At 36.6% G+C, this 20,564-nt stretch carries 14 protein-coding genes; all 14 read right to left on the bottom strand.

Annotation, left to right across the window (positions count from 1 at the left end):
- Positions 1-30 precede the first annotated feature (30 nt).
- Positions 31-1,416, bottom strand: coding sequence for a phosphoglucosamine mutase (glmM, locus tag Q0983_RS18235; protein WP_299556317.1), 1,386 nt, complete (start codon positions 1,414-1,416; stop codon positions 31-33).
- A gap of 20 nt (positions 1,417-1,436) precedes the next feature.
- Entirely contained in the window at positions 1,437-1,772 is a 336-nt protein-coding gene (locus Q0983_RS18230) for a hypothetical protein (RefSeq protein ID WP_299556316.1), read from the bottom strand.
- Positions 1,773-1,919: 147 nt separating this feature from the next.
- Positions 1,920-3,848: a glucosamine-6-phosphate deaminase gene (gene nagB, locus Q0983_RS18225; protein ID WP_299556315.1), complete on the bottom strand. Its 1,929-nt coding sequence runs from the start codon at positions 3,846-3,848 to the stop codon at positions 1,920-1,922.
- A gap of 24 nt (positions 3,849-3,872) precedes the next feature.
- A complete protein-coding gene (locus Q0983_RS18220; RefSeq protein WP_299556314.1) occupies positions 3,873-5,132 on the bottom strand; it encodes a sugar MFS transporter in 1,260 nt (419 codons plus the stop codon).
- 61 nt (positions 5,133-5,193) lie between these two features.
- Entirely contained in the window at positions 5,194-6,132 is a 939-nt protein-coding gene (locus Q0983_RS18215) for an SDR family oxidoreductase (protein ID WP_299556313.1), read from the bottom strand.
- Between the two features lie 4 nt (positions 6,133-6,136).
- On the bottom strand, positions 6,137-7,207 hold the full coding sequence (locus Q0983_RS18210) for an aminoglycoside phosphotransferase family protein (protein ID WP_299556312.1): 1,071 nt from the start codon (positions 7,205-7,207) through the stop codon (positions 6,137-6,139).
- 1 nt (position 7,208) lies between these two features.
- Positions 7,209-8,117 carry a sugar phosphate nucleotidyltransferase gene (locus tag Q0983_RS18205; protein WP_299556311.1) on the bottom strand — a complete coding sequence of 303 codons (909 nt, stop codon included), beginning with the start codon at positions 8,115-8,117 and terminating at the stop codon, positions 7,209-7,211.
- A 190-nt stretch (positions 8,118-8,307) separates the two neighbouring features.
- Positions 8,308-8,958, bottom strand: a complete 651-nt coding sequence (locus tag Q0983_RS18200; RefSeq protein WP_299556310.1) for a sugar-binding protein — start codon at positions 8,956-8,958, stop codon at positions 8,308-8,310.
- Between the two features lie 86 nt (positions 8,959-9,044).
- Positions 9,045-12,464, bottom strand: coding sequence for a glycoside hydrolase domain-containing protein (locus tag Q0983_RS18195; protein WP_299556309.1), 3,420 nt, complete (start codon positions 12,462-12,464; stop codon positions 9,045-9,047).
- A gap of 127 nt (positions 12,465-12,591) precedes the next feature.
- On the bottom strand, positions 12,592-14,586 hold the full coding sequence (locus Q0983_RS18190) for a DUF4091 domain-containing protein (RefSeq protein ID WP_299556308.1): 1,995 nt from the start codon (positions 14,584-14,586) through the stop codon (positions 12,592-12,594).
- Positions 14,587-14,737: 151 nt separating this feature from the next.
- On the bottom strand, positions 14,738-15,577 hold the full coding sequence (locus Q0983_RS18185; RefSeq protein ID WP_299556307.1) for a T9SS type A sorting domain-containing protein: 840 nt from the start codon (positions 15,575-15,577) through the stop codon (positions 14,738-14,740).
- A 142-nt stretch (positions 15,578-15,719) separates the two neighbouring features.
- Positions 15,720-16,430: a GDSL-type esterase/lipase family protein gene (locus tag Q0983_RS18180; protein ID WP_299556306.1), complete on the bottom strand. Its 711-nt coding sequence runs from the start codon at positions 16,428-16,430 to the stop codon at positions 15,720-15,722.
- Positions 16,414-18,393, bottom strand: coding sequence for a glycoside hydrolase domain-containing protein (locus Q0983_RS18175; RefSeq protein ID WP_299556305.1), 1,980 nt, complete (start codon positions 18,391-18,393; stop codon positions 16,414-16,416). Before Q0983_RS18175 ends, Q0983_RS18180 begins: the two co-directional genes overlap by 17 nt.
- 20 nt (positions 18,394-18,413) lie before the next feature.
- On the bottom strand, positions 18,414-20,342 hold the full coding sequence (locus Q0983_RS18170) for a glycoside hydrolase domain-containing protein (RefSeq protein WP_299556304.1): 1,929 nt from the start codon (positions 20,340-20,342) through the stop codon (positions 18,414-18,416).
- Positions 20,343-20,564: the final 222 nt, after the last annotated feature.

Genomic DNA, 20,564 nt, shown 5'->3' with positions numbered 1-20,564 from the left:
CCCTTACATATAGAATTACAGACCTAAAATTTAAATAATATCTTCGATTTCCTTTATAAATTTCTTAGCCAATTTATCTGATTCCAATTGGGTCAAACTTTCTGTATAAATCCTAATTATTGGCTCAGTATTAGATTTTCTTAAGTGAACCCATTCAGAATCAAAATCGATTTTTACCCCATCAATCAAATTAACATCTTCATTCTGATATTTATTAGCTAGTTTCTTTAATAAACCATCCACATCAATTTCTGGCTTTAGCTCTATCTTACTTTTACTCATGAAATAGTTTGGATAAGAGTTTCTCAATCCTTTACATGACATCTTCGTGTTTGCCAGATGAGACAAAAACAAAGCCACTCCTACTAAAGAATCTCTCCCATAATGTGAGTCAGGGTAGATGATACCTCCATTTCCTTCCCCTCCAATAACCGCATCGGTCCTTTTCATTTCAATAACAACATTTACTTCACCTACTGCACTTGCGGAATATGTACCACCATGTTTTAGGGTAATATCGCATAATGCTCTAGATGAGGATAGGTTAGAAACTGTATGTTTGTTTTTAGATTGACCAAGCACGTAATCAGCACATGCCACCAAGGTATACTCTTCTCCAAACATAGAACCATCTTCACATACAATGGCTAATCTATCTACATCAGGATCTACAACAATACCAAAATCAGCCTTTTCCTTGATAACCAATTCGGATATATCTGTTAAGTGTTCCTTTAACGGTTCGGGGTTATGAGGAAATTTGCCATTAGGTTCGCAATATAACTTTGTACATTCTACTCCTAACTTTTTTAATAATGCAGGTATAGCTATTCCTCCAGTTGAATTTACAGCATCAACTACAACTTTAAATTTTGATTGTTTGATTGCGTGAACATTAACCAAACCCAGTTTCAGAACTTCATCAATATGTCTATCTATATAGCCATTTTCTTCATTGTAACTACCTAAATCATCAAGCTCAGCAAAGATATAGTCATTTTGGTCCGCTATTTTTAGAATTTCTAATCCGTCTTCAGCATTTAAAAACTCACCTTTCTCATTTAAGAGTTTAAGAGCATTCCATTGCTTTGGGTTATGGCTAGCAGTTATGATAATACCTCCATCGGCAGACTCTTTGGGAACGGCTACTTCAACTGTTGGAGTCGTTGACAGCCCAATATCCTTAACATGAATTCCCAAACCCACCAGGGTATTACTTACTAAACTACTTATCATATCTCCAGAGATTCTGGCATCTCTACCTATTACAATAGTAAGGTCTTTTTTAGTATTTCTTCTTTTTATCCAAGTTCCATAAGAGGCGGCGAACTTAACCGCATCTATTGGCGTTAAATTATCATTTACGCTTCCACCAATGGTTCCCCTAATTCCGGAAATCGATTTTATTAATGCCATTCTATATTTTGTTATTATTTTTATTTAGCAATCATTACAGGTTTTTCCATTATTCTCAGTACGTGCCGATATATTTCACAGAGCTCTGAAATAATCTTGTCGGATTCCTTTTTTGATTTATGGTTGACGGTCAACATTAAATTAATTTGGCCACCGGTATCGGGGGCATTGTTTATGCTTACCCAGCCATTGGGACTGAATACAATGAGCCCGTCCGTTTCATCCTGGAGTAACAGGTCGTACTCACCTGAAACCCAGTTGACGAACTTCTCATAGCGTTCAACCGAAATCCCCGGCTCACTATGCTTCCAACTATAATAGGGTGACCTGTATTCTATTTCCCCCTTGAACATCATATTTATTCTCTGTTTCAAGACTAATTACCCTAAATTCTTAAGAAGACCGCCCCTAGTTTGAACAATCATGGTTAACTCATTGGGAAACGGCCTATCAACTAAACTAAACTATTAAGAGCGCTATTAATCTTAATTTAATATTTACAATCAGTATTCCCATCTTACAAAAGCTTCCATAGCCGCATAATGAGATAGCCCAAGCTTATCATAAATTTCGGCAGTCTCACTGTTTCTATCCTCTGCACGTTGCCAAAACTCTCTGCTATCAGTTCCTTGAAACACCACCCCATCCTTTTGCGACTGATGCTTAAAAATCCCGTAACGCTTGTCCAATACTTGGTCTGGCCCCATAGGTACGGCCATCTCTATCTCGTCAATACCCCATTCCTGCCATGCACCTCTGTAAAGCCACAGCCAACATTCCTTCATGAATTTCTTTGGCTTAAGACACTTCATGGCCTCGAATATAACATCCAAACACACCTTATGAGTACCATGTGGATCTGCAAGGTCTCCTGCCGCATAGACTTGATGCGGTTTTATTTGCTCTATCAAATCCACTGTTATCTTTATATCCTCTTCTCCAATAGGTCTCTTCTCAATGGTTCCCGTTTCGTAGAAAGGTAAGTTCATGAAGTGTATTTGTTCCTCCTTAAGTCCCACAAAATAACTAGTGGCTCTAGCCTCCCCTTTACGAATGAGCCCTTTGATGTCCCTAACTTCCGGAATATCGACATCGCCAGATTTCTTTCTTTCAAGGAATTTGGTGGCTTCCTTATATATCTTAATAGCTTCGGGGCTCTCTATACTGAAATGCTCGTTGTAATCACAAACAAAACTGGCAAACCTATGTGCCTCATCATCAGCCACTGCTATATTACCAGAAGTCTGGTATGCCACATGTACCTCATGTCCTTGATCCACAAGCCGTTTGAACGTTCCGCCCATACTGATGATATCGTCATCGGGATGTGGGCTGAATATCAAAACCCGCTTACTCGCCGGTTCGGCACGTTCGGGACGTTTGGAATCGTCTGCCCCGGGTTTACCTCCCGGCCAACCAGTAATGGTGTTCTGAAGCTCGTTGAATATCTTGATGTTGATATCATAGGCCGGGCCAGATGCTGTCAATAGGTCGCTCATCCCATTTTCGATATAGTCCGCATCTGTAAGCATTAAGATTGGCTTATCCAAATGCAGCGCAAGTCCCAAAACCGCTTTTTTTATTAACCTGTCAGTCCAGTTTATTTTCTCAACAAGCCATGGCGTATCAACACGGGTCAACCTAGACCCAGACCCCTTGTCGAGGACAAAGGTTGCATTATGGTGTTCTTGAAGGTAGGACGCCGGCACCTGACTAGTTACCGGGCCTTCTACAGATGATTTCACTATATCTGACTTGCCTTCTCCCCATGCCATTAAAATGACCCTTTTGGCCTCCATGATTTTTTTCACACCCAAGGTTATAGCTGTCCGGGGCGTATTTCCTAATCCAGAAAAATCCTTACTTGCAGCTACCCTAGTGATATGGTCAAGGGCCACCAACCTGGTCCTGGAATTCTGCAAAGAACCCGATTCGTTGAAACCAATGTGACCGTTGCCTCCAATTCCAAGGACCTGAAGGTCTATACCTCCGAGGCGTTCTATTTTCGACTCATAGCGATCACAGTAGTCAGATATATCGGCTTTGGAAAGGGTCCCGTCTGGTATGTGCACATTCTCCGGCAAGATATCCACGTGCTTAAAAAGCAGCTCATTCATGAAATATACATAGCTGTGTATGGAATCCGGTTGCATTGGATAGTATTCGTCTAGGTTAAAGCTTATAACGTTTTTAAAACTTAGGCCTTCTTCCTTGTGCAGGCGAACAAGTTCAGCATACAACCCTTTTGGGGTAGAACCAGTCGCAAGCCCTAGTACACAGGGCTGTTTCTGTGCCTGCTTGACCCTAATAAGGTCGGCAATCTCACTGGCTACGGCCCTTGAGGCTTTTTCTGAATCCTGGAATACCACAGTATCTACATTCTCGAACCTTTTTTCGAATCCAGTGGACTTATCTATAATACTTTGTAACATCTTGATTATCGTTTATGTTTGTTTCTATTTTTTCTTCTTTCCTATTCTGTGGCCCCAAAGGGCGAATAACAATATGATCGTATAGCACGGTAAGAGTATCCAATAGCTGCTGGTTGAGGCTCTTGCCAGAGCCTCTGATTCTAGTACTCCTGAGGTAATCAAGCCATGCTTACTCGCATCTACGAACTTACCGTACAGGGGAGGGATAATAGCCCCTCCAGCTATGGCCATAATCAAAAGGGCGGATCCCGTTTTTGTAAATTTCCCAAGACCGTCTAAAGTCAACGGCCATACTGCAGGCCAGACCAATGCATTTGCTATTCCTAAAGCTGCTACAAACAACACTGAAGTGATACCTGTTGTCAACAAAATACCTATACTGAACACCACCCCTAAGGCAGCACTTATTATCAATGCCTTTTCCTGTTTGATATATTTAGGAATCAAGAATACCCCTAAAGCATACATGGAAATCATAGCTGTTAAAGTAAATGGAGTAAAATATTTTGCATACTCTGCCGGAAAGCCAAGAGACAGACCATAAGCGATAATGGAATCTCCCGCAATCACCTCTGCCCCCACATAGACGAACAGGGTCAATACACCGAACCACAGATGCGGGAACTGGAAGATATGGGTCTTTACAGTGACTTTTTTCGTCGCTTCTTTAGACTCCTCGGCCTCCACCTCAGGCAATGGTGCCTTCCTTATAAGAAGCCCAAATACAAATAGGGCTAAGGCCATAACAATATACGGCGTTACAACGCTATCTGCCATAGTGTCAAGCAATGCTCCCTTTTCAGATTCTGTCGCTGTAAGCAAACGTTCTTTAACATCATCTATCCCAGTCAACAATAGAGCTCCGAATATGATGTTGGCTATGATACCAGCCGCCTTATTAGAAATCCCCATTATGGCTATACGTTTGGCACCGCTCTCTATGGGTCCCAATATGGTAATATATGGATTGGCCGCTGTCTGTAAAATGGTCATCCCAATGCCCTGGATGAAAATAGCCAATAGAAAAATCCAATAAGTCCTAGCATGGGCTGCTGGGATAAACACCAATGCTCCAAGTGCCATGATTAAAAGGCCAACCGACATACCCTTTTTGTAACCTATCTTATTCAATAGATAGGATGCCGGAAGAGCCATTACTACAAAGCTGATATATGAAGCCGATGCAACCAAATAGGACTGTGCCTCTGTGAGTTCGTTAACCGTCTTCATAAAAGGTATTAAAGTGCCGTTAATCCAAGTCACAAAACCGAATATGGCGAACATTGTGCCTATGATAAAAATTGGGATGGTATTACTGTTTTTCTTTGAACCCATATCTTTCTTTTTAGAATTTGTTTGACTTAGTTATTAACTCCTTTTCATAATGATTTATAGTTTCTACCAATGCTTCTTCTATAGTATATTGTGGCTTAAAACCTAATTTGTTGAACTTTGAAGGGTCGGCTTTGGAATGCTTTATGTCCCCAGGGCGCTCTTCTAAAAATTTAATCTCTGATTTTGAATTTGTTATATCAATTATCCTTTCGGCCAATTCCAAAATACTCGTACTATGCCCTAAGGCAACATTATAGGTTTCGTTCCCTTTTTCTGATGCCAAAACATTCGCCCTTACCACATCCTTTACATAAATAAAATCTCTAGTTTGTTTACCATCTCCATAAATTGATACGGGCTCATTTTTTAATGCTTTATCTATAAAAATTGGAACTGCAGCTGCATAAGCTGATTTTGGGTTTTGTCTAGGACCAAAAACGTTAAAGTACCTTAATGAGGCCGTTTGCAAATTGTATTGATCATAATACATCCTTAGGTAATATTCTCCATCTAGTTTGGTGATTGCATATGGTGTCATTGGTTCAGGAATCATACTTTCTACTTTTGGCAAAACTGGATTATCGCCATAATTTGAGGCAGATGAAGAAAGCACCACTTTGCAATTATCATTTTGTCTGGCCGCTTCCAAAATGTTAATGGTCCCCATTGTATTTATTTCAATACACTCATCAATTTTCAATAAAGATTCCGGAACGCTTACAAGTGCGGCTAAATGAAAAACAGCATCTGTGTTGGTAATAATTCTGTTGATAAGATCTTTGTTTCTTATATCCTCTTCAAAAAATCTGGCATTTAAACCTTTAAGGTTCTTTTCAAAGCCTGTTCTTAGGTTATCTATGACAGTAACTTGATGTCCATTCTTCAACAAATACTCTGTGATATGACTTCCAATAAACCCTGCTCCTCCTGTAACTACATATTTCTTCATACTCTTATTCTATTTTTGATAATTGATTTGACAAACTCTGCAAAAGCTTGAATTGGTTTTTGGTCCTATCTAGATTATGATCTGGATACTTGGTTTTATAATATATATCGCCGTTCAAATAATCTGTTAAAAAGCGCAAGGCCATAATGAATATCATGGTTTTGGCACCTAGGGGTAGATACTTAAGTTCCAAGGGAGAAATTGAAGATTTCATATGTTTGAGGAACCCTTTGGTATAGGCCTTATAAAAATCCACATTAAACTCAACCAACTCCAGATTTGTTTCGTCTTCTGCAGCTGTATTACATATGGTCCTAATAGCATCTCCAAAATCATAATGGATTATGCCGGGCATAACGGTATCTGTATCTATAACACAAATCCCTTTGTTATTTTTATTGAAAAGCACATTTGAAATCTTAGTATCATTATGGGTAACCCTGGTTCTTATTGCTCCAGACTCCTTCAAGGACTGCAGAATATGCATCTCTTGCCTAGAGTCATTTATAATCTTTATATATTCTTTTGAAGCCTCCAATCTTTCTTTGGAAGCCTTTGTTACTGCTTCTTCAAACTGAGTATACCTAAAAGACATATCATGAAACTTAGGTATAACCTCTATTAACTTATTAACGTCAAAGTCTTTGGTAAGCATCAGGAATTTACCCATTAGTTTCCCTCCTTCATAAGCTATATCCCCGCTTTTAACGGTTTCGTGAGTAACACTTTTATCAATGAAGTACATTAAATTCCAATAATTTCCTTCATGACCTCTATAGTAGGCCGATCCACCTTTGGTCCTGGCAAAAGCCAATACGCCTCTTTCCTGCTTTTTCTTGGATTTGTTTTCGAGTTTTTTTTGGATATGGCAACTCACTGCTACTTTGTTTTCTATAAGACCAGGTACGTCCTTGAAAACTCCGTGATTTATTCGCTGCAAGACGAAGTATGGCTTCCTCACCGTCTTTATCAAATAAGTGTCGTTAATATGACCTGACGCCAATTCCTTAAACGACTTGTACTCTCCTTTGTGATCAAATTGATTAAATATGTATTTCAATTGTTCCTCTATCATACTACCATAGTTGTTTTGGGTAAACCCCTTTTGATTTCAATTCTTCAATTGCACTCTGCACTATGGGCTTATCTTCTTTATAGGTAACCCCAAACCATTTGGCATCGGACTTCAACACTTCCACCTTTGCCATACGCGATTTTAAAATCTCATTGACTATTGAGGGCAAGTAGAACTCCGCTTTTAGGTTTTCCTTATTTTTTTCAAGAAATGTTTCAAACAATTTTCCGCCAAACTCAAAACACTTAGGCGTGAATCCCCAAAAATTCATGGAAACCACCGTATTCTCATCTATAGGAATAAAATCATCATTATCATCTTTCCTCATCAACTTTCCATTAACTTTTTCAATATGGGTACGTTCAGTTACATCTGTTAAATAACCTTCATTATCAACACTACATTCTCCCCTTGACACAAATCCGTATTCAGATACGGTATTTTTTAAAAGGTATGCCATGGTGCTAAAATCGTACGATTTCTTATCGGTTTCCATTAAATGTTTGGCCATGGTTTCAAATGCCTCCTGGCCATAAAAATCATCTGCGTTGATTATGGCAAAATTCTCCTTTACAGCACCTTTAGCCATTAAAAGGGCATGACCAGTCCCCCATGGTTTGGTACGCTCTGGGTTTATAAACTTCTCTGGCACACTATCGAGCTCTTGATACACATAATCGACCTCTGCCTTCCCTTCAAGTTTCTTATTGAATATTTCCTTGAACTCTTTTTCAAAGCTTTTCCTTATAATGAAGACAAACTTTCCAAAGCCTGCTCTCAATGCATCATATAGTGAAAAATCTATGATAGTATCCCCCTCTGGAGTAAAGGAATCTATCTGTTTTAATCCACCATAGCGGCTACCCATTCCGGCCGCCAGTACTACTAAAGTTGGTTTTTCTTTATTCATTATGGTATTTTATTTAATATGATGTCTATTAATGTTTGTCTTAGACAAAGTAAGAATGAATACCTCTGACCGGCGTGCCATATTTCCGCAAAAAAGGGTATGTGTTTTAAGAAAAAAGTAAGGAGAAGTGTAAAAACGAATTTGCACAACAAGCTGTAGTGAAAACTATCTTGATTCAATAAAAATATGTTTACTCAAAATAATTTTCAAGTTGAAGTACTCCAAAAGAAGTTGCAATATGGAAATTAGGGGATTCTGTTTTGGGGTCAATCCAGCAAATCCAAGTTGGCTCATAAACGCCTTTTTCATTTTTATTATACTTGGCACGATAAATCCCTGTTTCGATTTTTCCATCCTTAATTAAATTAAAGCTTTCCAAGGAATTTATACTTATTGCTATTTCTACAATAAAGTATTGTTTCTCGATAGATGATTTAACCACTATATCCTTACTAGGCCATTCCCAATCAAAATCAAATACTTTTTGAGGATAAGCCTTAAAATCCATTATCCTTGAAGTAGGGTCAATTTCAAGGCAATAATAGGGATTCATAGTATCATCTTTTTTGAAAAACAATTCAACCCTATCTGAATTATTTATACTATCATTTATATTTTTGGAAGGATGAATATGTACTTCGGAATCATATACTTTAAAGCAAAAAAACAACTTGTATTCATCCCAAAGAGCTCTGAAATCAATTTTTTTAATAACCTTTGAATCCCATGGAGAACGGAAGCTCTCAAGTATATTAGCTTGTTGCCAGATATGGCTATCAGCCTTACCGTTTATTTGCAACTCTCCCTTGGTAATTTTATTTACTATATAAATATTATCCATATTCTATATAAATACCTTATTCCAAAATCTCTAGGTTCAACGAATACAATTACTCAAAGTTTTATAATTCTAATAGAGCTTCCGGGCTACCTTCTAAGGATTATTTTTCTTGAGAATGTTTTATCCTTACCCAAATGAATCTTTAAAAAATACAATCCATTTTTTAGCGACTCCGGTAAAACTATATGCTCTATTTTTCCAGAATCATTAGTCTTTTTGTATACCACTTGCCCTAGGGTATTTATAATCTGAACTTTTGTTTTAGTAGTTACCGCATCCTTAGTTTTAATAGTAACACGGCCCGTTGTTGGATTAGGGTATACTTTAACATCAAGTATATTCAAATTGTTATCATTGGTACTTAAAGCTTCGGTGACTTCTATTGCAAAATCCAGAAAAGATGAATTCGCTAAAAATGTTCCACAAGGGCTGTTGGTATTATGCCAAGGACTTCCATAGGTCCACGCATCGCCATTTAAAACTCTCATTTTTAGCGTCGCAATAGTAGCATCTGCTGGTACCGATATGGTTTGTGAATAGGGTGATGCATCATTACCGCCCCCTGGAGGTGTCTCCATTCCAAAGGTAGCTACTTGTTCACCTGAATCATCAAAATCACCATCATAATTCCAATCTATAAATACATCACTTAAAGACCATGGACTGGCTAATGAAACATCCATTGTAAACGACTCTCCTTGTTTCACTATTACTTTTTGAGCACTGGATATATATCCTCCTGCTGGGTAACTAGAACTTGAATAAGCTATGTTGGTAGAACCTCCTGTAGTTGTTACTGCAGAAGTATAGTAATGTGTCACACCATCGGCATGGTCTGTACCAGAAGCATCGCAATAAGTTGGTGGTGGTAGTGGCGCGTCAACAACATTAATATTAAAATCTGCTGCTCCGGTAAAACTAAATGTATTACAAGGCTCCGGTTCTGCAAGCCATGCATCTCTTAGGCGCACGCGCATACGAGTTTCTCCAAATACAGCCGTAGCAGGTACTTGCACATTTATTGTTTTGCTAGTTGTATTTGTACAAGATTGAAAAGTGTCTTCATCATACACCAATTCTCCGGCGTCATCAAAATCTTCATCATTATTCCAGTCTATCCATATTCTTGTTCTTGCACAATTTGATGTTGAAGAATTTTCAAGATTTAGAACCAATGTACTTTCTCTAACTACATCTACACTTGTAGCGGTGTGGTATTGATACCCATCTGCTGGAAAACCAGCTCCGTTAAAGTTTATACTGGTAGCGTTTACTCCCCCTGTTGTAGTTAATCCTTCTACATAATAATCCATATTGGCTCCATCGTTTTTAGGCTTACAATAGGGATTATCAATTATAACTTCTAAATTAAAATCTGCCGTTCCTGTTTTGTCATTTATACCACAAGCCACAGGTTCTGGATCTGAAGCATCTCTTACCTGAATTCTCATTCTTTTATCACCTAAAGCGGTATTTGAAGGCACGGTTACTGGAATATTATAGGACGTGCTATTGGTACAAACATTTGGATTACCTCCACTGAATACTTCTTCTCCTGCATCTTCAAAATCTTCATCGCCATTCCAGTCTATCCATACTTTTGCTCTTGCACAATTAGATGCTGATGAGTTTTCTAAATTAATTGTAAAGTTGCTATCGGCTATTGCCGTTACCTTTGTCGTTGTATGGTGTTCATACCCATTGCTTGGATATTGATTTGTTGAAAAACTTATGTTTTCTGTTCCTCCGGTAGTTGATAATGATTTTACATAGTAATTTGTATCACTCACTCCATTGACTTGACAATAACCAAAGGTTCCTAGTACAATATCCTTTATGGCTTGTTGTCCTTCAATAATCAATTGCTCTGCAGCTGAACCGCTAGTACTATTAAAATCATCAATGATTGTATTCAACCCAGTTAATACAATCTGATCATGTGGGTTTGATGATGCCTGTAATGAGGCTCTCAGTATTTTTAATTTTTCATAATCCTGAATACCGTCTCTCAATAATATACCCCTTAAGCTAGGCAGATATTTTGAAGGGCTGTTATTGGAACTTCTATAAACCATAGCAAAGTCTCCCGCAGTGTGAGCACCATCACGTATATCAAAAGGGTCTGAAGACTGCCAATAGTCAAAAGCCCATCTTAAATAACCATCTAACCCTTCTCTTGTACTATGCCATCCCATCCATACCATTTCTGCTAGACTGGTTTCTGGTGTTACGTAGCTGTTAGGCTTAGCTTGCGTACAACTGGTATAAAATGTAGTTATTTTTCCTGACCTACCGGCTGTAGAGGTTGTACCTAATATACCTGATGCATCATATAATTGGCTGCTATTCGAGGCAGACAACGCTGTTGTATGTGCTATACCAATTTTCCAAGCACTGTTATTATTTTGAACTACAGTAAACACATCATTTAGTTTACTTTGTTGTACTTCGTCTAGATATAAAACGGTTTTATTAAACCAACCTTTAGTATCTAAAAAGATTTTAAAAGCCGTTAAAAAATGGTCCCAACGGGTATTGTATGTTGCTGAACCTATGGCAGCGCTTAAATTTAGCATAGAACTTGTTGCTTCATCCCAATAAGGAATTTCATCTTCATTCCATCCCACAGGTGAAAAACAATTTATTTGTTTATCAATACCCCAAGACATCAAGGCTGTTACATACTTATTAAATGCTGTAAAATCATACTCCCAAGTACCATTGGTTTTTTTAATCCAACGTATCATAGAAGGCATTCCTAAAGCATTTTCCTTTATTTGCGCTGCAATGGCTTTTTGTCCCATATCAGCTAAAATTCTATATCCCGGCTCAAACAAATCAAAATGTTGGTCTGACCAAATGTCTATTTGACTAGCCGGATTTGCCGTATTATAATGATCTAAAACTTTGGCGGGGAACTGCCATAAATCTAAGTGAAAATCCCAATTAGTTATATCTGGCAACGTATAGTCAACCACATTTACTGATATATTAAATACAAGAGGTGTTACTCCTCCATTGACCGTAATGGTACCAGTATAGACACCTATTGGTGTGGTACTTGGTACATCTATGGTTAACCACAATTTCAATGGGTCTGTAGCTGATAAAGATGTGATTGTCACATCTGTTAACGCATCAATTATTTCTACAAATGATGGATGTGTGGGGTAACCAGAACAACTTCTAGCTTCTGGATCTCCCTTGATATATTGTCCAAAACGTAATTCAATATTTGATGTAATTATTTGATCACCCCCCTTAACTAAAGGACTAACACTATAACTTAAGCCATTAATGTTAGACGTACTCCATAAGACTATTTGTTTATGGATACGATCCCCTTTCCATGCCACGGTGTTCCAATCCTGACTTTCCGTTCCTGAAAAACTTTCATTTTTTTGATAACGCTTGAATTTTGATTCAAATGAACCATTAAGGGTTTGCGAGAACGAATTCAAAGAGAAGGAGAGGATTAGCACTAAAAATACTGAAAATCGAAACATACAATTCTTTTAATTACAAAAGAAGCCTATGAATACTAGATTTATGTTGTGTAATATTGTAATTGTAGTAGGGTGAATTCGTATTCTAAGTTTTATGGAAGGAAAGTATTTATGAAACGTACAGCTTTCATTCAAAATATACTACCTCAACAAAAACTTCATTTTTTGAAACAACTCTTATCAAGTAATAATCGGGGACAAGATTAGATAGCTTAATTTCACTACCATTATTTGGCTGTTCAAATTGTTGAAGATAAATTCTTTTGCCTTCATAGGTTAAAATCTCCACCTCAAAAACAGCCTTTTTTGTCGTAATGGTAATTTCATTAATATCTTTATTTACTTTAACCTCCACATTATTTTTAAGCGTTTTAGCTTTATGCTGAATTTCTTTCTTAAGAGAAAGTTGTTCGAGTGTTTTTTGTGCCTTACTGACCAATTCTAATGCCTGAGATCCACTAGATGCTGAAAAAAGGTTGACAACATCATTTATTTTCTTTAATCTTAATGAATCCCCATTTGCCCTAAACGTTCTCCTTAATATTTCAATCTTTTCAAAATCCTGAATTCCTTCTCGAAGCATTTCCGTTCTAATACCCATAATGGGCTTCATTCCCTTTCCGTTTTTGGACCTATAAACCATTGAAAAGTCTCCAGAAGTAAATCCTCCATCACGAGTATCAAATGGGTCCTCTTTAGTCCAATAATCATAGGCCCATCTTAAATACCCATCAAAACCTTCTCTTGCAGCATGCCAAGGCATCCAGGTCATTTCTGCTACATTATTGACAGGGGTAACATAATTGTTGGGAATCGTTTCCGTACAGCTTGTATAAAACGTATTTGTTTTTTCTTTTCTCCCTGTATTGTTCGCAACACCTAAAATACCTGAGGCATCACTAAGTAAATTCATTACCTTTTCACTTTGAACATGCCCATAAGCCATAGCCAAGTTCCAATCTGGGTCAAAGCCTTGCATAAAGTCAATAAGGTCAATCATTTCTTCCTGTCTTAGCTCGTCAAAAAACAATGTTGTTTTATCATACCAGCCTTTTTTTATAAGGTGCGCCTTAAAGTTATTAAGAAAGGATTTCCAAATACTATTATACTCAGGAGACCACTTTTTTAAACTTAAATGCTTTATTTTTTCTTCCCCTTTCGAATAATAAGGTAAATCACTGTGTTTGCTTCCCAGCTTAACGTGGCAGCTAATCTGCTTTCTAATCCCCCATTTTTGCATTTGGGCAACATATGCATCAAATGCCTCGAAATTAAAGCTCCAGTTACCCTTATCATCCCTTATCCATTTAACCAAAGGGGATTTACTATCATTTATCTGAGTAAAAATCACCTTTTGTCCCATGTTGGCTAAAGCTTTATAGAATGGTTTTAATAATTCAAAATGTTCTTTAGACCAAGCCTTTATTTTCTTGTCTTCAGCCATATTATAATATTCTAAAGGCTGCAATGGCCATTGCCAAATATCTAAATGAAAGTTCCAGTCTTTTGGTTTGGGCAATTCATAATCTAAAACCTGAAGATTTATAGTAAATGTCTTTAGTTCTTTTTCACCTTGACTAACCACAAAACTTCCGACATATTTTCCAGAGGTTTGGTTAACAGGAACATCTATGGTAAGCCATATCTTTAATGGCTCATTAATGGGTATTGTATTAACAGGTGTCTCAATTAAAGCATCCGCAATTTCAACAAAAGGCCTTATACTATCAAACCCTTGCCCTTCTGCCACTGTTGTACAACTTCTTGCCTCTGTATCACCTTTTACATATGAAGGAAACCTCCAAGAGATAAACTCTGTGTCAATTGTACTATTACCATCATTTACGCTCTTAAATGACTCTATCCTATATTCAAGGTTTTCATGAGGGCTATCACTCCATAAAACTATCTGCTTGTTGATACGTTCTCCCTTCCAAGCTACAGCCTCCCATTGCAATGTGGATTCACCTTGAAACCTTTCTCCTTTTTGATAGCGTTTGAATTTTGACTCAAAAGAACCATGAATATTTTGAGCTTGTCCAATTAATCCAATTAATAAAACAACAATCAAAAATGGATTTCCCCTCATGATTCCATACTTAAAAATGGCCTTTATATTCATTTTAATTATTTTCTATTTTAGTGTTGACAATATTGTTTTCCATTACTGTAACCATTTTAAATGTTATGCTTTTTTTAGTAAATAGAAGAACCTCAATATATTAATATAATGAGATTCTTCAACAGTCAAATTACTTAAGTGTTATGAAGGATTACTTAATAATTTTCTTTGTAAATGAACCATTATTAGTTTTCACATTCAATAAGTAAACACCACTTACTAATGAAGGAATTTGAATTTCTTCGTGTCCCATAAAAGATTTGTATGTGGTCTTAAAAATCATCTTTCCGGTAATATTATACAGTTTAATATCTACTATTTGATTTTGAGCATTCATACTTAAATTTATAAAATCTCCTTTTAAGGGGTTAGGGTAAACTGAAAATTGCAGGTCATTTGATAAATCATCTACTCCCAAAGAGGCCTCAATTTGCACATCAAAATCTTTAAAAGAGGCATTAGCCAGATCTCCACAAGGCGAAGCAGGTATACCGGGACCATCCGGATCATTTCCACTCATATCATCATTATAAGCCCATGCATCTCCTCCTAAAATACGCATTTTAGTTGCTCCAACTACAGCATTAACAGGTACAGTTACATCCATATTGTCTGTTGGTGCCGGATCTCTCCAAACCTTTTCTGGGCTCATAGCACCTACAAGTTCACCTGAATCCTCAAAATCACCATCTCCATTATAGTCAATATAAATCACTGCACGAACTCCTGGCGCACCAGCGCCCCCAGGTGTTGTTGCTATATTAAAGGTCTCCCCTGCCGGAATGGTCAAAGTCTCAGCCACTGACAAATAGTAATCTGTTCCAGAACCACCCGTATGATTAATGTTCGTTGTACCCCCAGTAGTAACAACTGTTTCCACATAAAGACCATAATTTGCCCCCGTACAAGATGCAGAACAATACTGGGCTTGTGCCTGAAAACTAATAGTAACTATTATTACTGTTAAAACTTTCAATGTAATTTTCTTCATGATTAATTAATTTTAGATTAAGCCTAAAACTAATTATGAAATGAAAAGTAATAGATTGGTAATTTCGTAAAAGAGGGTAGGTATTTTTAAATTTAGGTAAAAAAACCAACAATCCTTAAAAGTAAATAAAAGCTTATTTCATTTATGGCTTATTTAAAATTGTACTTTTCAAGTAATGAGCCCAATGATTGTAACCTATTTCTGTTAGATGAGTACCATCATAGGTAAACTTCTCTTGTATTAAACCATTAGAGTTATCCACAAATATCTCATAAATATCTATTAACTCAAATGCCCCTTTTTTCTCTTTAAGAATTTTATTGGTCTTTAGGATTTTTTCAATCAAATGTTGATTTGAAGTTGGCAAAATAGTTTGAACATAAATGGCTGTTTTAGGAGACTTCCTTACTATAACATCTGTTATTTTAAATATATTATTTGCTATATATTCCGGAGATAATTCCTCATTAAACATGTCGTTTATTCCAATTAAAATGATAACAGCCTTAGGATTATAATGTACTATTTCGTTCAATCTACTTAAAACCCCTTCTGTAACATCACCAGAAATACCTCTATTTTTCACATTCTCAAGTCCCAACCTTTTTCCCCAATCTCCTCCACTTTCAGTAATGCTGTTTCCGATAAAAACAATATCATCATAATTTAAAGGGTTCTTTTTGAAGTGCCTTATTCTTAAGGGATAATGATGCCTTGCCCATTCAGTATGATACGGGATATTGACGTTGGAAGGAGGATACAATCCATTGATTTCTTGTCTATAATTACTAACGGATTTACAATTTGTAAAAACGAAAAATAAAATCAAAATGAACTTATTCCACATTTTCATTTTGTAAAAGCATTTGTCTGGCTTTAATAAAATCATAAATACTTTTAAATTTCCCATTTTCATTTCTAGTTGCCAGTTCTATAACATTTTGAAGGACCTCTTCAGAAACGTTTCCTTGCTCTTCTAGAATCTTATAAAGTTCATAATCTTCTATACCTTCTTTCATCAACTCCCATCTAATTGATGACACCGGACCGTCCTCACCTGGGTAAACATAATAATCATCACCTTGGATAAAATTAAAAACAGGATTGTTAAATGGGTCTTTATCAGACCAACTATTGTAAGCCCATCTTAAATAGCCATCGGTCTTCATTTTTAGAGCTAACCATGGTATCAGTTGAGATTCTATAGCCGGAGAATACGTAAAGGTATTAGGGTATGCCGGCTCTCCACATAAATATACGGTAGTTGTTTTGTCCGATTCTTTTCTTTCCCTTAATAAATCCTCAACTGGTTTTTCTTTATTGAATTCCGATGTAAAATGTAGATAGAAGATTGACAAGGATTGGGCTAAACTAGAAGTATGAGGCTTACCTGCTATTGAAAATCTATTTAAAAAATCTGGCGCTCCTAATTTTACTATTTTAAGAATAGATTCTATAACATCCTTAGGACTTTCATCAAAACTCAAATAGGTCTTTTCAAACCAACCCTTACTTTTAAGATGCACTTCAAAGTCTTTTAAAAAGGCAATCCATAAGGCTTCATATTTTTCATCTGATGGCTCAAAATCTTCTTCTATAATTTCACCTTTTTCTTCATCAAAATAGGTTACGTATCGCTTTCCGCCCCATTCAAAAGGCGTTAATGAAAATACATCTATACGCTCCCTAAGACCAGTATTTAGTGCTAAGGTTACATATTTATCAAATATGGAATAATCATATGTCCATGTATTATCTTTTAACAATTTCCATTGAATCATTGGCGTATATCCGATACCAGTTTGCGAATGCCTTGTATTATCAATCCATTCTATCTTCCAAGGGTCGTGGGTTATGGTGGTGGTTATGGTTTTAGCACCTCTAGACACTAGATCGTCCATGTATTTTTCAACCAAATCCCAGTGCTTTTCTGACCATAGCTCTATGTTATTAGCAACTGCAATAGCATTCGGATTTAACCATAAGTCCAAAAAGAACTTGTAATCTTTTGCATCCGGTATTTCTTTGTCCAAAACTTCTAGGGTAATTGGGATTTCTTTTTTTGGAAATTCCTTTGATACCATGCTGATAGTACCTTTATAAATTCCCGATTTGGCATCTTTTGGAATGGAAACAGTAAACCATACAGGTTGTGCCCGAAACGCTGGCACATAAACTTCAGAAACTTCAACCAATGGGTCTCCTACAATATCTGGTGATCCAAAACCGGACACTTCCGGTCCATATATTTCTTCTGGTTTCAACGTCCAGGACAATTCACTCCGTGCTCTTTGAACTGGGACGTATTTAACATACCTAATTTGAACATTTCTACCAGCAATATGCCCACCGCTTTCCGACAAAAAATCACTAACATCTACCCTTAAATTATTGACATTCTTTTTAGCTGCGATGGCAATCTGAACAGAAATCTGTTCATTTTTAACTCCTGACAGTTTAAGATTAGTGGTTTCATCAATCAAATTAATTTTAAACCGATCTAAACTATAAGGTGTACTTTCAAATCTCTCCTTTGTATACTTTACAGGAAATCTTGGTACCCTAATCATTGAAGAGGTTTGTAGATCGCCAGTTGGAACCCATACATTTAAATCCTCTGATGGTAGATTGTTCTCAATTTCAAACTGTAACCACTCGGGGATTCTATTAATTGGATCCATCGTTTGAGCTATTTCAGCATCTAACTCATCAGTATTATTTTTTTTCTTAGGCTGACAGGAAATAATCAACACTATCAAGACCACCAAAATGCTTTTAGCCACTTTGCCATCCTTCATTTTAATTAATATTTTCATATTTAAATTTTAAAATCCTGTTATTTAATCTGCAATAATTCATTTCTAACTTCCAAAAAGTCAGAGGCATTCTTATATCTACCATCTTGATTTCTAGTAGCCAAATCAATTATATCGGACAAACCTTCCGGTGAAACGAAGCCCTTTTCTCTGATAACATTAAATAATTCATAATCTTCAATTCCTTCTTTTAGCAACTCCCAGCGAATAGAAGAAATAGGCCCATTTTTACCGGGATATATTTGGTAATCATCACCTTGAGCGTGATTAAAAACTGGCTCATTGAAAGGATCCATAGTCCAATCATTAAAAGCCCATCTAAGATATCCATCGATATTATACTTCAATGCCAGCCAAGGAATCAACTGTCCCTCAATAGCAGGTGAATAGGTCATTGTATTAGGGTGAGAAGGCTCTGCACATAAATAAAACGTCGTTAGTTTATCTTGTTTAATCCTTTCTCCAATAGTTGGTAAAACAGGTACTTTTCCCTTTCCTTCCAAAGACTGTCCTGGAAAGAACATATAGGATATTGATAAATTATCGGAATACTTTCCCATTTCAGGGTGTCCTGCAATTGTTATTTTGCCTAAAAACTCTGGGGCTGCGTTCGCAATAATACTGCGCAGAATCTCCATATCTTCTTCCGGTTTTTCATCAAAGGCTAAATAAACTCTGTCAAGTATATTTTTAGCTTTTAAATGCTTTTTGAATTTTATTAAAAAGGCGGTCCATGCATTCTCATATGCAGGTTCGTTCAAACGTAATTTAACAACCTTATTCTGGTTGTCCTCTGTATCTAAATAATGAATAGCCTGGTCTGTCTGGAAAGGAGTCATGGAAAAAGCATTTATAATGCCTGTAATTCCTGCCTTGGTAGCAACTTCCACATATTTATCAAAAACTGAAAAATCAAATTCCCAATTATTATCTGTGGTCTTAATCCACTTGACCATACTTTGGTAACCAAAAGTTACCTGAGAATGGGTGGTATCACCTATCCATGGTTTATGCCAAGGTTCTTGAGTAATTATAGCTGTGATATTTTTTCCGCCTCTTGAAGCATATTCTTTAAGATATTCAGAAATTAAATCCCAATGCTTTTCGGACCAGTGCTCTAATTTATAATAACCTGCAATTGCACTTGGATTAACCCAAAGATCCAAATGAAAACTATAATCAATGGGGTCTGGTATTTCCATATCCAAAACATCCAATTCAAGTACATACGAGGCTACTTCAACCTTATCAATTTTCACGGTTACAACTCCGCTATAAAGTCCGGGATTTGAATTCTTCGGTATAGTAAACGTAAACCAAACAGGTTGCGCCCTATAGGCCGGTATGTCTATTTTGGCTGCCTCCACTAAAGGGTCACCAATCACATTTGGGCTCATGTTTCCAGAAGTCCCCTCACCTACTATACTTTCAAGTTTGGGGGACCACTTGTATTCACTCCTTGATCTTTGAACTGGTAAATATTTAACATATCTTATTTTGATATTCGAAGCTTTAAAAACTTCCCCTTTATCATTCGATAAATCTCCAACCTCAATCTCTAAATTTCTTAATCGAAGTTTTGCTCCTATTGCCAATTGTGCAGACACTTGTTCATTTTTAACGGCTTTTAAATGGAGGATTTCTCCTTGTTGCAATGGAGAAATATTAAAATCGGTTAGCGCATTATTTTTCCTTATTTCTTTATCCGATATCTTTCTAGGAAACCTAGGTACTCTTATCAGTGAAGAAGTCTGAAAATTATTTGTAGGGATCCAAATATTTAAGCTATCGAAAGGTAAAGCTTCATCGACATTCATTCTTAACCATTCAGGCACATTTTTGACATTATCCAAAACCTGCTCATTCTTAGTTTCAATGGTCTTACTGAAACAGCCTGATAATAAGATTAAAACACCTCCTAAAAAGGAAATCTTTTTTATATTAAACATAGTTTTAATTTTGAAACTTTATTGCCATTCAAAGAAAAACCATATCGTCCTAAATGAAAGCTCGGGTTTTCGTAATAAAAGGGTGGTGTTTTTGACTACTAAGTAAAAACTAATTGCAAAAAGTTATAATTGCGACGGGATTTGAACGTAAACCGAAACACCTTATTTAGAGTGGTTTATTAAACTATTGAGCAAATCAAGTGAAGCAATGGTGAAACAACA

Origin of the sequence: Seonamhaeicola sp. (genome assembly GCF_028281565.1) — a bacterium.
In the GTDB taxonomy this organism is placed as follows: Bacteria; Bacteroidota; Bacteroidia; order Flavobacteriales; family Flavobacteriaceae; genus Seonamhaeicola.
This window is presented reverse-complemented; position numbering and strand designations above follow the sequence as displayed.